11 protein-coding genes are annotated in these 13893 nt (G+C 73.6%); 5 read left to right on the forward strand and 6 right to left on the reverse strand.

The genetic code is table 11. The features are described 5' to 3' along the window. Positions 1 to 145: 145 nt before the first annotated feature. Both DEJ51_RS33110 and DEJ51_RS33115 read right to left on the reverse strand, forming a co-directional pair. The gene (locus tag DEJ51_RS33110) at positions 146 to 799 is read right to left on the reverse strand and encodes a class I SAM-dependent methyltransferase (protein WP_150261299.1); all 654 of its coding nucleotides are present in this window, start codon (positions 797 to 799) and stop codon (positions 146 to 148) included. Positions 800 to 857: 58 nt separating this feature from the next. Next, complete coding sequence (locus DEJ51_RS33115) at positions 858 to 2372, reverse strand: IucA/IucC family protein (protein ID WP_150261300.1); 1515 nt, start codon at positions 2370 to 2372, stop codon at positions 858 to 860. A 107-nt stretch (positions 2373 to 2479) separates the two neighbouring features. Here DEJ51_RS33115 and DEJ51_RS33120 point away from each other — a divergent pair, with 107 nt between their 5' ends. Beyond that, a complete protein-coding gene (locus DEJ51_RS33120; RefSeq protein WP_150261301.1) occupies positions 2480 to 4063 on the forward strand; it encodes an IucA/IucC family protein in 1584 nt (527 codons plus the stop codon). 237 nt (positions 4064 to 4300) lie between these two features. Next, a complete protein-coding gene (locus tag DEJ51_RS33125) occupies positions 4301 to 5134 on the forward strand; it encodes a PIG-L family deacetylase (RefSeq protein ID WP_150261302.1) in 834 nt (277 codons plus the stop codon). A 78-nt stretch (positions 5135 to 5212) separates the two neighbouring features. Here DEJ51_RS33125 and DEJ51_RS33130 read toward each other — a convergent pair whose 3' ends face one another. The 3 genes from DEJ51_RS33130 to DEJ51_RS33140 form a co-directional block, all read right to left on the reverse strand. After that, the gene (locus DEJ51_RS33130) at positions 5213 to 6070 is read right to left on the reverse strand and encodes an NmrA family NAD(P)-binding protein (RefSeq protein ID WP_317852438.1); all 858 of its coding nucleotides are present in this window, start codon (positions 6068 to 6070) and stop codon (positions 5213 to 5215) included. Between the two features lie 70 nt (positions 6071 to 6140). Beyond that, complete coding sequence (locus tag DEJ51_RS33135; protein WP_223836088.1) at positions 6141 to 6530, reverse strand: hypothetical protein; 390 nt, start codon at positions 6528 to 6530, stop codon at positions 6141 to 6143. A 241-nt stretch (positions 6531 to 6771) separates the two neighbouring features. Further along, a complete protein-coding gene (locus tag DEJ51_RS33140; protein WP_150261304.1) occupies positions 6772 to 7290 on the reverse strand; it encodes a MarR family winged helix-turn-helix transcriptional regulator in 519 nt (172 codons plus the stop codon). A gap of 206 nt (positions 7291 to 7496) precedes the next feature. On the opposite strand from DEJ51_RS33140, the gene DEJ51_RS33145 reads away from it, so the two are divergent. The 3 genes from DEJ51_RS33145 (at position 7497) to DEJ51_RS33155 (ending at position 11521) form a co-directional block, all read left to right on the forward strand. Beyond that, positions 7497 to 8300: a GntR family transcriptional regulator gene (locus DEJ51_RS33145; protein ID WP_150261305.1), complete on the forward strand. Its 804-nt coding sequence runs from the start codon at positions 7497 to 7499 to the stop codon at positions 8298 to 8300. 366 nt (positions 8301 to 8666) lie between these two features. Further along, positions 8667 to 9728: a glycine betaine/L-proline ABC transporter ATP-binding protein gene (locus tag DEJ51_RS33150; RefSeq protein WP_150261306.1), complete on the forward strand. Its 1062-nt coding sequence runs from the start codon at positions 8667 to 8669 to the stop codon at positions 9726 to 9728. Beyond that, positions 9728 to 11521: an ABC transporter permease/substrate binding protein gene (locus DEJ51_RS33155; protein WP_150261307.1), complete on the forward strand. Its 1794-nt coding sequence runs from the start codon at positions 9728 to 9730 to the stop codon at positions 11519 to 11521. Before DEJ51_RS33150 ends, DEJ51_RS33155 begins: the two co-directional genes overlap by 1 nt. 88 nt (positions 11522 to 11609) lie before the next feature. Here the strand turns inward: DEJ51_RS33155 and DEJ51_RS33160 are convergent, their stop codons facing one another. Next, positions 11610 to 13814, reverse strand: a complete 2205-nt coding sequence (locus DEJ51_RS33160) for an MMPL family transporter (RefSeq protein WP_150261308.1) — start codon at positions 13812 to 13814, stop codon at positions 11610 to 11612. Positions 13815 to 13893: the final 79 nt, after the last annotated feature.

Consider the following 13893-nt stretch of genomic DNA (forward strand, 5'->3'; position numbering starts at 1 on the left):
AGCACGTGCCCGCGCGGTGACCGTCACGAACGAGGGCCCGGACGGGTCCCGCCGGGCGGGGACGGGGGGAGAGGGCCCGACAGGGCCGGCGCGCCCGGGCGGGCGCGGAAGCGCCCGGCCGGGCACCGCAGCGGTCGACGCCTCCTCAGCCCTTGCGCGCCAGCAGGAAGCCCTGGGGGCACTGCTCGTCGGGGGCCGCCTCGCGGACCAGCCGGGACACCTCCGTCAGTCCGGCCCCGGCCAGCAGTCCGGCGATCAGCTCCGGCGGCGTCCGGTACACGTCGAGGTCGACGGGACGCCCGTACGCGTGGTCCAGCCGGACCAGCCCGTCTCCCGCCTTGAACGCGATCAGGAGATGACCGCCCGGCGCCAGTACCCGGGCGAACTCCGCGAACAGCACCGGCAACCCCGAGGGCGGGGTGTGCACGGTGGAGTACCAGGCCAGCACCCCGCCGAGGACCCCGTCGGCCACGTCCAGGGCGGCCATCGAGCCCACCTCGAAACGCAGCCCCGGATAGGTCCGGCGGGCCACCGCCACCATCGCCGGAGACAGGTCGACGCCGAAGACCCGTACGCCCAGCCCGTCCAGATGCGCCGTCACCCGGCCGGGGCCGCAGCCCAGGTCGGCCACGGCCCGGCCCCCGCCGCCCGTGCCGTCGCGCACGTACTCGGCGAAGGCCGCCAACATGGCCCTGTCCAGCGGCTTTCCGGCCAGATCGGCGCTGACCAGCCGCGCGTAGTCGACGGCCACGGCGTCGTAGGACGCCCGTACGGAGCTGAGGTACGAGGTCTCTGTCATGCCCCTGAACAGTAGCCTCCAGAGCCCCTCCGAGGGGAACCGCGCCGAGTGCTCCCGCTCACCCCCCGACCAGCGGATTGGGAAGTTCCGCCCACTGGTCGCCCGGCACCCCGGGACTCAGCCGCATCAGCGTGAGCGCCTTGGTGGGCAGCGGCCCGGTCAGCAGTGCCGCGGTGTCCGCGGTGGCCGGCAGGGCGGCCGCCTCCGCGAGGGCCTCGGCGAAGGCCCCGGCCGAGCCCGCCGTCGCCCCGAGCGCCCCCGTGAGCAGGGACCCGAACAGCTTGCGCCGCAGCACGCTCACGTCGTCGGTGACCAGCCGGCCGGACAGCGGCGGCACCGGCAGGCCGTGCCGGGCGAGGCGGGCCGGGCTGATCCGGATGTCGGCGAGGTCGCGGTAGACCAGCCGCAGCGGGGCGCCGGTGGGGGAGAGGACGACGAGGAGGTTCTGGCCGTGGGCCTCCAGGGCCACCCCGAGCTCCAGCACCCGCAGGCACACCGACAGCGCCAGCCGGGCGAACTCGGCCCGCCAGGCCGCCGAGCGGGCCGGGCCGAACGACGCCAGGGCCGCCACCGGCAGCACCCGCTCGCCGGCGGCGGCGTCCGCGTACGCTTCGGGCGGCTCGCGCAGCACGGCCGCCAGATCCGGACTGTGCGCCGTCGTGGCGCCCAGGGTGCGGGTGATGTGCAGCCGCCCGTCGAGCCGCTCGGTCAGGCCCTGGGCGAAGGCGGAGACGGCCGCAGCCGTCTCGATGGAGTAGACGGAGATGTCCCGCACGGACGACGTCAGCCGGGCGCTCAGCGCGGTCTTCACGTGCGCCCCGCCGTCGACGGGGGCCAGGGTGCGCAGGGCCATCAGCGGGTGCGCCGCCAGGCCGGGCCGCACCCGCTCGTGCTTCAGGACGTGCGCCGCCTGCCACGGGTGCACCGGGACCAGGATCCGTCCCGCCTCCCGCAGCTCCTGTGGCCAGTCGCCGGTGACCAGGCATTCCCCGGCCCGTACGGCGACCAGCCCGAGTTCCACCACGGGCCGGTGCTCGGGCGCGTACGCCAGCTGCTCCGCCACCGAGAAACCGGGCCGGGAACGGCAGTTCGGGTGGTAGGGATGTCCGTCGACGACCCGCTGCTCCCATTCCCACGTGGTCCGCGGGGCCGGGTCCTCGCCCGTGGGCGGCTGACCGGCCCGGGAGAGCGCGAGGGAGGCCGTACAGGCGTCCAGTTCGGCGGCGAACAGCTCCCCGTGCGGCACCCCCAGGGCCGTCACCAGTCGCGCGGCCTGCCGGTAGGGCCTGCCGTCGAGCAGCAGCTCGCTCACGTACGGCCCGGTCGCGTACGGATCCGGCGGCGGGCCCTCCAGCCGGGCGCCCCCGGCCAGCAGCAGGGCCAGGCCGCCGGGCGCGTACGCGCGGCCGACGACCCAGGGCAGGGGTTCGAAGGCGAGGGCCCGCCACAGCCGCGTCAGCACGGCCGCCCGGGCACCGTCGAGCGCCGCGCCGTACGAGGGTCCGAGCGACGGGCGCACGCCGGCCAGTTCGGCGGCGACGGCCTCTTCGGCCGGGGAGGGGGGAAGATGCATGCTGAGGCTCCGGCATCGAATATCGCTTTACGGGATGATCAAGTAATCATTGCGGATACTGAAGATCACGACTGGTGGTTGCGCCCTGCGAACCTCCGGCGCACCGGATGGACCGAATGGAATCAGTGGACCTCAACGCCGCCGCCGACGCGTACGCCGCCGCCCCGCTCCTGAACTGCCTGCTCAGAGAGGTGGCCGACCCCGCCGGGGAGTACGGCACGGGCGCGGGAACCGATCTGCGCGTCCACCGGCTGCGCGGCAGCGGGCGGCTGCTCCGGGTGCGCGGCGGACGCCGGCCCGCATGCCCCGAACTGTGTACGGCAGACGGCTGGCACCCGCTCAGCCATCCCGAACTGGCCAAACTCGTCTCCGACGAACTCGGCCGGTTCACCGGTGTCCCCAACGACGAACTGCCCGTCGAGATCACCGACAGCCGCGACGCGATCGCCGCGCTGCTGGCGGCCCGGACGGCCGCCGAACCCCCGGCGGACCCGTACCTCCTGTCCGAGCAGTCCCTGGTCATGGGCCACCCGCACCACCCCGCCCCCAAGGCCCGCGGCGGGGCGCCGGCCGGCAGCTGGCTGCCGTACGCGCCCGAGGCCTACGCCCGTTTCCCGCTGGTCTTCCTGGGGCTGCGCGAGGACCAGAGCGCCGAGGAGGGCGGCCCGGCCGCCTCCGCCGCGGTCGACGCCCTCGCCGACGCCCTCGACGGGCCGCGCGCACCGGCCGGGTACCGGCTGCTGCCCGCCCACCCCTGGCAGCTCGACCTGGTGGGCGAGCGCCCCGCGGTGCGCGAGGCCTTCGCCGACGGGCGGCTGCTGCGGCTCGGGGTGAGCCGGCGGCCGGCCTGGCCGACCGCCTCGATCCGGACCCTGTACGTCCCGGACCCGGAGGCCGACCTCTTCGTGAAGTTCAGCCTAGACGTCCGGATCACCAACGACGTGCGCCGGCTGTGGCGACACGACCTGCTGCGACTGCGCCGCACCGATGCGGCCGTCGAGGCCGGTTTCGCCGCCCTGCGCCGGACCGGCCGGAGCGCGGCCTGGCTCCCCGACCGCGGCTACCGCACCGCCGCCTTCGCCTTCGAGGAACTCGCCGTCCTGGTCCGCGACGGCCTGCACGCCCACACCGTGCCGGGCGCCACGCCGCTGCTGGCCGCCGGGCTCGCCGAGGGCTACCCCGGGAGCCCGCCCGCCGCCGGCACCGACCCGGTCCGCTGGTGGCGGGCGTACCTGCGCGAGGTCGTGCCGCCGGTGCTGGAGATGTTCGCCCGGCACGGCATCGTGCTGGAGGCCCACCTCCAGAACACCCTGGTCGCCGTCGACGCGGACGGCCTGCCGGTGCAGGCCCTCTTCCGGGACGCGGAAGGCGTCAAACTGCCGGCGGACCTGCCACGGGCGGATGCCTGGCAGCGCCTGGTCTACTGCCTGGTGGTCAACAACCTGACGGAGATCGCGGGCGCGCTGTCCGGACGGTATCCGGACGTCTCGCCGCTCCTGTGGCCCGCCGCCCGGGAGGAGTTCCTGCGCTTCGGCGCCGACCCCGGGCTCCCGGAGATCGCGGAACTGCTCACGGCCGCGACCCTGCCGGGCAAGACCAACCTGCTCCTGCGCTGGACCCGGGCGGACGGCGCGGACGCCCGCTACCTGCCCCTGCCGAACCCGCTGCGGACGGTCAGCGGAAGCCGCTGACCGGCTACGGCGTCCGGGACGCGCCCGCCCGGGGTGGCCGGAGACCCGAACGGTTCGTCCCGGGCCCGGCGCGCCTTCCGGGAACAGCTGGTCCCTCCGGCGTCGTTGCAATGACGGGGGCTCTGGTTCCGCAGGGCGGGAACCATGCGATCCGCCGAACGGGATCCGGCCTCCCGGAACCGCGGGACACCCGCCGCGAACCCGGACCCACCCATGTCTGTGCAGGAGGACTCCTTCATGACCGACCGCCGCTTGACGCTGATGGCCGTGCACGCCCACCCCGACGACGAGGCCACCGGAACGGGAGGCGTGCTCGCACGGTACGCGGCAGAGGGCGTCCGCACGGTCCTCGTGACGTGTACCGACGGCGGTTGCGGTGACGGGCCGGGGGGCGTCAAGCCGGGTGACCCCGGGCACGATCCGGCGGCCGTCGCCACGATGCGCCGACGGGAACTGGAGGCGAGTTGCGACGTCCTCCGGGTCAGTGACCTGGAGACGCTGGACTATGCCGACTCCGGGATGATGGGCTGGTCGAGCAACGACGCCCCCGGGTCCTTCTGGAAGACCCCGCTGGAGGAAGGCGCCGCCCGGCTGGCGGCGCTCATGCGGCACTACCGGCCCGATGTGGTCGTCACCTATGACGAGAACGGCTTCTACGGACACCCCGACCACATCCAGGCCCACCGCATCACGATGGCGGCGCTGGAGCTGACCGATCTGACACCGAAGGTGTACTGGACGACGATGCCGCGATCGGCGATGGAGCGGTTCGGCAAGATCATGCGAGAGTTCCAGGAGGACATGCCGGAGCCGGATCCCGCCGAGGCCGCCGCGCTGGCCGAGATCGGCCTCCCCGACGACCAGATCACCACGTGGGTGGACACCACCGCGTTCAGCGGTCAGAAGTTCGACGCGCTGGCCGCACACGCCAGTCAGGGCGAGAACATCTTCTTCCTGCGGATGGGCAAGGAGAGGTTCGGCGAGTTGATGGGCACGGAGACCTTCGTACGTGTCCAAGGCGCCACCGGAGCGGCCGTGCCCGAGACCGATCTCTTCGCCGGCCTGCGCTGACCCCTCGCTCCGGCGTAGGGGGCGTCCGCAAAGGAGCGCCGGCAGCCCGAAGGGCAGGCGGTACTTCGCGGACACGCCCTAGCGGCGGCGGAAGTGGGCGCGGTGCTCGTGGAGGAAGGCGTCGAGGGTGCGGGGCGGGCGGCCCAGGACGTCACCGACGGTGGTGGTGGGGGCTTCGGGCCGGGTGACGGCGAGTTGCCGGATCTCCGTGACGTGGTCGGCGAGCCAGCCGGGCATGCGGGCCTCGCGGACGAGCCTGTCGCGCAGTTCGTCGGGCGTGAGGTCGACGTACCGGATCCGATGGCCGGTCAGGGCGGACAGGCGTGCGGCGAGTTCGGGGTAGCTGACGGCTTCGGGGCCGGTCAGCGTGTAGGTGCCGCCGGCGATGTCCGGCCGGGTGAGGGCGGCGGCCGCGACGTCGGCGACGTCGCGGCAGTCGACGTGGTTGAAGGGCGCGTCGCCCGCCGTGCCGAGGACCACCCCCTGGGCGACGCCCGGAGCCAGCCGCAGGAGGTTCTGCATGAACGCGTAGGGGCGCAGGACGGTGTGGGGGACGCCGCAGGCGCGCAGGTGTTCCTCGACGGCGTGGTGTCCGCGCGATACGGCGACCGGGGAGTCGGGTTCGGCGGCGGGTGCGGAGATCTTGACGATGTGTCCGATGCCGGCGTGGGTGGCGAGGTCGATGACGCGGGTTTCGAGTTCGACCTGTGCGGGGCCGTTGGCCATGGCGAGGAAGAGCCGGTCGGCGCCCTCGAAGGCGGTGCGCAGGGAGTGGGGGTCGGTGGCGTCGGCGTACCGGACCTCGACGGGCGGCCGCCGTACGCCCGCCGTGCCCGGGATCGGCCGGTGCGGGGTACGGGTCAGTGCGCGGACGGGGGTGCCGGACGTGGCGAGGCTGTGGAGCAGGGCGTTCCCGGTCGCTCCGGTCGCTCCCATGACAACGATCATCGTGTGCTCATTCCTTGGTGTCTTCCGGCGCGGGATGCCGCCGGGTGGGTCGTACGGGCTATGCCGTGGTCGTGGTGCCGCGCCAGCGCAGGGTGACGACGGTGGTGGCGAGGGCGGCGGAGACGGGCAGGTCCACGCGCAGGCGCTCCAGCCACGGGGCGGCGGGGACCGGGGTGTGGGCGGGCAGCCACGTGGCGGTGAACCACCCCAGCAGGGCCGCCGCGCCGACGGCGGTGATGACGAGTACGGCGGTCAGGACGCCGCGCGGCGCGGTGAGGGTCCACGGCCGGGGCCGTCCGCCGTGCCGTAGCCAGGCGCCGACCAGGTACGCCACCGCGGCGGAGGTGCCGGCGATGGAGGTGCAGGCGGCCACGGCCAGGTCCCGCTGCCCGGTGGCGACTGCGGCCGCACCGGCGGTCACGGCGGGCGCGGCGTATGCGGTCAGCACCTCCAGCCACAGGATGAACGGCCGGGGCGGCCGGGGCGGCCGGGGCGGCCGGGGCGGCCGGTGCGGCCGGGACGGCAGCGGTGGCCGGGACGGCCCGGAGGCTGACCGGTCCGGACCGGTTCTGGGCGGGGGCGTGGGCATGGTGGCCTCTTTCTCCGGCAACGTGATTAGGTGGCTAACTATTAGGGTGTAAAAAAGGGCCCCGCCCGTGGCGCGGGGCCGAAACGGACGTGCGGCCCGGTCAGTCCGCCGTCAGGGCCGCACTGCCCCGCACGACGCGGGCGAGCAGGTCCAGGAACACCGCGCGCTCCTCGGTGGAGAGCCCGCCCACCATGGCCTCCAGCCGCCCGAAGTGCTCGGGAGCCATGTCGCGCAGGCGCTGCGCCCCGCGGGCGGTCAGGACGGCCACCGTGCCCCGGCCGTCTTCGGCGGACGGGCGGCGGGTGATCAGTCCTTCACGTTCCAGGCCGTCCAGCAGGCCGGTGACCGTGGCCCTGGAGACGCCGAGGTCGTCCGCGAGGCGTGAGGGGGACTTCTCACCGCCGTGGTCCTCCAGGTCGGTGAGGAGGCGGTAGCGGCCCGTCGAGAGGCCGAACCGGGCGAAGTGCGCCTCGGCCGCCCGGCCGACCCGGGCGCCCGCCGAGATCAGCCGCACCGCGACCAGTACCGCCTGCGGGTCGGCCTCCAGGCCGTAGTGCTCGACCTGCTTCCTGGCCTGGTCCAGTGTGGGTGTCTCGTCGCCGATCCCGTCTCTCGTCATGAAAGTAATATGGCGGCTAATTACTTCCCCTGTCAAGGCGTTTCGGGGTCGCGTGGGGGAGGGGTGTGACGGGGTGGCCGCGCGCGGGGGGCGGAATCGGCCAATCCGGGCCGCGGGCCCCGATCGGCCTCACCGAAAGGTATAGACCAATGCTACGTTGGTCGGGCAGACCGCGCAGTCCTTGACCACCCGTCAGAGGAGAAGCCATGCCCTCCCCTTCGCGGGGCGGCGGCCCAGCCGCCACGCCCAAGTACCAGCGGATCGCCGCAGCGCTGCGCTCCGATCTCGACCGCGCCGCACGCACCCCCGGCGGCAGGCTGCCGTCCGAACGCGATCTCGCCGCCCGCTACCAGGTCAACCGGCAGACCGTCAGGGCGGCCCTCCAGCGGCTGCGCGACGACGGCCTCGTCGTCACCGGCCGCCGCGGCACCCGCCCCGCGGTCCCGGCCCCGTCCGCCGAGCCGGTTCCGGCCGCGGCCGCCCCACCCGTCCCGGCCGAGGTGTCCGCCGCCGGGCCCGCGCCGGCCCGGAGCTGGGTCGCCCTCGTCACCGTCCCGCCCTCGCTCGGCACGCTCCTCGGCATGGCCGGCGGGGACCGCACCCTGGTCCATCACCACCGCGAACGCGGCCCGGCCGGTGAGACCCTCCGGGACGCCGTGACCTACCTCAGTCCCGGGGTCGTCGCGCGGAGCCCGGAACTGGCGGCCCTGCGCAACCGGACGGCGGCGGCGACGGTCGCGACGGCCGCCCGCGCGCAGGACCTGACCCCCCTGCACCGCTGGCTCGACCGCGCCGCGGCGGGCGGCCGGGTGGCCGAGACGCTCACCATGACCCGCGTCACCCACCCCCAGGCCGCCGCCCCGGCCTGCGGCCTGACCGTACGCCGCACCCTGCACGACAGCTCCGGCCGCCTGCTGGCCGTCACCGACCTGGCCTTTCCCACCTGGGATCGCCTCACCTTCCACCGTGACCGCCGCGACCACGCGGTCACCGGCTTCCGCATCACGTGAGGACCGGACCCGCGGTGTGGTCTCGGCCACACCGCGGGCGGTGGCGCACCGGGCCCGGCAGCCGGTCGAGTTGCCGGACCCGAGCCCCAACTCCCCTCCGGGGGACCGGCGTGGCGGTCACCGCCGACCGGCGCCGCCCGTTCCGGCGTACGGACCCGCCCGTCGGGCCCGCGTACTCCGCACGTGAGGTGGATCACCCTGGCGTTTGCGCGGGCGAATGCCGGGCATCGGCGCTGCTGGAGCGGAACTATGCCCTCCGACCCCCGGGGTGGAGGGCATGGCGCACACCCGGGCAGATCCCGTCCCGCTCCACGGCCCGCCGGTACACCGGCGCGTGCCGTCCTTGGTACGACCCGTGAGGTGTATGTGTCCACGCTCCAGGCCGAGCACGTCTACAAGGTGTTCGGGAGGCGCCCCGCCGACAGCGCAGCCGCCGTCCGCAAGCTCGAAAACGGCGCAGACCGCGACGAGTTGCGCGCCGACGGGACCACTGCTGCCGTGATCGACGCCTCCTTCGACGTCCGGCCCGGCCAGATCTTCGTCGTCATGGGCCTGTCCGGATCGGGCAAGTCCACCCTGCTGCGCATGCTGAACGGCCTGCTGGAACCCACCGCGGGACGCATCCTCTTCGGCGGCCAGGACCTCACCGCGCTGAGTGCGAGCGAGCTGCGCCACGTACGGTCGAAGAAGATCTCCATGGTCTTCCAGCACTTCGCGCTGTTCCCGCACCGCAACGTGCTGGAGAACGCCGGCTACGGACTGGAGGTACAGGGCGTGCCCCGCCCCGAGCGGGAGCGGCGGGCCGCCGAGGCCCTGGCCCTGTGCGGACTGGAAGGCTGGGAGAAGTCCTGGCCCGACGAGCTCTCCGGCGGCATGCAGCAGCGGGTGGGCCTCGCCCGGGCCCTGGCCACCGACGCCGACCTCCTGCTGATGGACGAGTCCTTCAGCGCACTGGACCCGCTGATCCGCCGTGACATGCAGGACCAGCTGCTGGAGCTCCAGCGGAGCCTGAAGAAGACCATCGTCTTCATCACCCACGACCTCAACGAGGCCATGCGCCTCGGCGACGGCATCGCCGTCATGCGCGACGGCCGCATCGTCCAGCAGGGCACCGCCGAGGACATCCTCACCCGCCCCGCCGACGACTACGTCGCCTCCTTCGTCCAGGACGTGGACCGCTCCCGGGTCCTGACGGCCGACGCCGTCATGGACGGTCCGGAGCCGGCCGCCGACGCCTGCGACTGCCCCACCGTCACCGCCGGGACCCCGCTCGCCGACCTGTGCGCCGTCAGCGTCCGCGTCCCGCACGCGGTCACCGTCACCGGAGCGGACGGCTCCGTCATCGGCTCCGTCCCCCAGGACCGCCTCATCGCCTTCATCGGCGACGAGCAACGGCCCCCGATGTACTGCGCGGAGGTGGCCGCCTGATGCCCCGCCTCCATCTCGGCAACTGGGTCGACAGCGGAGTCGACTTCCTCCAGAGCCACCTGTCCTGGCTGTTCGAGGCCGTCAGCGCCGTCGTCACCGGCCTCTACGACGGCATCGACGCCGTCCTCTCCGCTCCCGCCCCGCTGCTCTTCGCGGGCATCCTCGCGGTCGGTGCCTGGTGGCTGCGCGGACTGCTGGCCGGCCTGCTCGCCTTCGCGGGCTTCGCGCTGGTGGACTCCCTCGGCCTGTGGGAGGACGCCATGTCCACCCTGTCCCTGGTCCTGGTCGCCACCCTCGTCACCCTGCTGTTCGCGATCCCGCTGGGCATCTGGGCCTCCAGATCCGACCGCGTCAGCGCACTGCTGCGGCCGGTCCTGGACTTCATGCAGACCATGCCGGCCATGGTCTACCTGATCCCCGGCATCATCTTCTTCGGGGTGGGCGTGGTGCCCGGCATCATCGCGACCATCATCTTCTCGCTGCCGCCGGGCGTGCGGATGACCGAGCTCGGCATCCGCCAGGTCGACGGGGAACTGGTCGAGGCCGCCGAGGCCTTCGGCACCAGCCCGCGCGACACGCTCGTACGCGTCCAGCTCCCGTTGGCCCTGCCCACCGTCATGGCGGGCGTCAACCAGGTCATCATGCTGGGCCTGTCCATGGTCGTCATCGCCGGCATGGTCGGCGGCGGCGGACTCGGCGGCGCCGTGTACAAGGCCATCGGCAACGTCGACATCGGCCTCGGATTCGAGGCAGGCGTCTCCATCGTCATCCTCGCCATGTACCTGGACCGGATGACCGGCGCGCTCGGCCGCCAGGTCTCCCCGATCGGCCGCCGTACGCTCGCCAAGGCGCGGGCCGCCGCGACGGGCGCCGCCAAGCTGTGGAACCACCGCCCGCAGCCCGCGTACGCGGTCGGCGGCGCCGTCGTCCTGGCGCTCGTCGCGGGCGGCCTGAACACCTTCGGCGGCACCGGCGCCGACGAGGGCCCGGCCGGCGCCGCGAACATCGGCAAGGGCCGCACCCTGTCCGTCGGATACATCCCGTGGGACGAGGGCATCGCCTCCACCTTCCTGTGGAAGGAGCTCCTGGAGCGCCGCGGCTACAAGGTCGACGCACGCCAGCTGGAGGCCGGCGCCCTGTACACCGGCCTGGCCGGCGGACAGCTCGACTTCCAGACCGACTCCTGGCTGCCCGTCACCCACGCCCAGTACTGGGAGAAGTACGGGAACAAGCTGGAGGACCTCGGCTCCTGGTACGGCCCCACCTCGCTGGAGCTGTCCGTGCCCTCCTACGTGAAGGACGTGCGCTCGCTCGCCGACCTCAAGGGCAAGGCGGACCGGTTCAAGGGCCGGATCATCGGCATCGAGCCGAGCGCCGGCGAGATGTCGATCCTCAAGGACAAGGTCCTGAAGGACTACGGTCTCGACGGCGAGTACAAGGTCGTCGACGGCTCCACGCCCGGCATGCTCGCCGAGCTGAAGCGCGCCTACGAGAAGAAGGAGCCCGTCGCGGTCGTGCTCTGGTCGCCGCACTGGGCGTACTCCTCCTACGAGCTGACCAAGCTCGAGGACCCCAAGGGCGCCTGGGGCAAGGGCGACGGCATCCACACCCTGGCCCGCAAGGGCTTCGGCGAGGACGAGCCGAAGGTCGCCGAATGGCTGAAGTCCTTCAAGCTGACGGAGGAGCAGCTGACCGGCCTGGAAGCGAAGATCCAGGAGACGGGGAAGGGCAAGGAGCAGCAGGCGGTCCGCGCCTGGCTGCAGGACCACCCCGAGATCGACCGGCTCGCCTAGGCCGTGAGCCGAGGCGCCGCTGTGCGCAGGACCCGTACCGTCGTACGGGCCTGCGCACAGCGGCGCCTTTCGTGCCTCCCGGGCGGCTTCAGCCGACCGGCACGCGCTCCGGGGCCCGCCGCACGTCGGCGTCGGAGTCCTGCGCGCGGTGGCGCGGGGGCACCGGCCACCACAGGGACCGGCCCAGGAGGGTGGCCAGCGCGGGGACCAGCACGATCGACAGGACGAAGGCGGAGAGCACGATCCCGAGGGCCGTCGCGAAACCGATCTGCTGGGTGGAGGGGGCGGGGGTGACGGCCAGGCTCCCGAAGGAGGCGGCCAGCACCAGGCCCGCCGTGGCGATGGCGGGCGCCGTGTGCCGCACGGCACGCCCCACCGCGGCGCGGGCCGGACCCGGCCGGGCCATCTCCTCCCGGATGCGGTCGCTCATCAGGATGTTGTAGTCGGTGCCCAGCGCGACCACGAACAGGAACAGCACCAGCGGCAGGGTGAAGTCCACCCCGGGCCGGTCCAGCGCGTGCTGGAACACCAGGGTCGAGGCACCGAGGGTGGCGGCGAAGCCGAGCCCGACCGAGGCCAGCAGGATGGCCGGCGCCAGCAGGCTGCGCAGCAAGGCGACCAGGATCAGCGCGATGAGCGCCGCCGCCACCGGGAAGACGATCCGCAGGTCCTTGTCCACGGCCGTCGCGATGTCGGCGAAGACCGCGGCGGTTCCGCCCACGTACGCCTGCGTACCCGCGGGGGCGTGCGCCAGGACCGTGTCCCTGACCGGGCCCGTCACCAGGTCGCGTGCCTCCTGCCGGTGCGGGTCGGAGGTGAGGAACAGGTCGATCCGCGCGGCCCGCCGGTCCTCGCTGAGCACGGTGTCCGCGACCTGGCCCACGCCGCCGACCGCGGCGAGCGCCTTGGACAGTCCGCCGAGGCGTTCGGCGGAAAGGGCGGAGCCGTCGGCGGCGGTGACGAGGACACTCGTCGGATCCGACACCCCGGCCGGCAGGGCGCGGGCCACCTCGGCCGCCGTGGCCACGGCGGCGGTCCGCTCGCCGCCCCCACCGCTCTGCCCGTAGTCCATGCGCATCCCCACGACACCGGCGGCCAGCGCGCCGAGCAGCGCCACCGAGGCCAGGACCAGCGTGACCGGCCGGCGCGCCACCCGGTCCCCCATCCGCGCGGCCGACCCCGCGCGGGGCTTGCTCTGCAGGGCCCGGGAAGGCCAGAACATCCTGCGGCCGGTGACCGCGAGGAGGGCCGGCATCAGGGTCAGGCTGCCCAGCAGCATCACGAGCACGGACAGCGCGATGGCCGGTCCGAGGACCCGGAACTGGCCGAAGGAGGCGACCCCGAGCGTGGCGAAGGCGGCGACGATGGTCAGGGCCGCGGACGTGATGGCCGTACCGACCCGCCCGGCGACGTGGGCGGCCGCCTCGCGGCCGGACTGCTCGGGGTGTTCCCGCAGTTGCTCCCGGAAGCGGAAGAGCAGAAACAGGAAGTAGTCGATTCCGATGCCCATCAGAACCACACTGATCAGACTCGGTGTGGATTCGGACAGACCGATCCCGGTCAGCAGCGCGGCACCGACCACCGCGCCGGCCGCCGCACCTCCGATGACGCTGACCGCGAGCAGCGGCAGCAGGGCCGCCAGCACGCTGCGGAAGACGAGTACGTGCAGCAGGACGATGACCGCGAGCATGGCGATGCCGACGACCGTCGAGCGGGTCTTCTCCGCGTCCGCCGTGTCCACCCGGTCGGCGATCCCGCCGGTGAAACCGGTGCGCAGGCCGTCCTGCGCCAGAGCGCTCCGGGCCGCCTCGCGGAAGGCCCGGTAGGTGTCCTGCACCCCGGGATCGGCGGGGTTCCCCGTCAGCTCGACGGACAGCAGCCGGAAGGAACGGTCGGGCGCCGTCATGGCCGGGCTGACCCGGGGGACCTGCGAGTGGTCCTGGGCGAGCGGCATCGTCTCCTCGGTCCTGGGCATGGCGATGCGCTCGCGGGACAACCGCTCGGCCTGCGCGTCGACGCGCTGTTCGTCGGCGGCGGTGAGCGGAGCCCCGTCCGACCGGGCCACCAGCACGGTCAGCAGGTTGGCGTCCGGCCTCGCCCCGAACCGCTCCTCGGCGATCTTCAGAGCAGCCGCCGAGTCGTACTGCGCGGGAAGGAACCCGGCGTTGCCGGTCTGGACGGCGCGGAAGACGAACGCCTGTCCCAGGACGGCCGCCGCCAGCCCCAGGACCGCCCACAGGGCGATCACCTTCCACGGACTTCTCGTCGAGAATCCGGTCAGTGCGCGGATCACGTTTCCTCCGGTCTGTGCGGTGCGGGCCAGGGGTTCCCGGCCCGACTCCAGACCATCAGGGGCGAGCGGGCGAAACGTC

This window comes from Streptomyces venezuelae, assembly GCF_008642275.1.
Taxonomy (GTDB): Bacteria; Actinomycetota; Actinomycetes; order Streptomycetales; family Streptomycetaceae; genus Streptomyces; species Streptomyces venezuelae_E.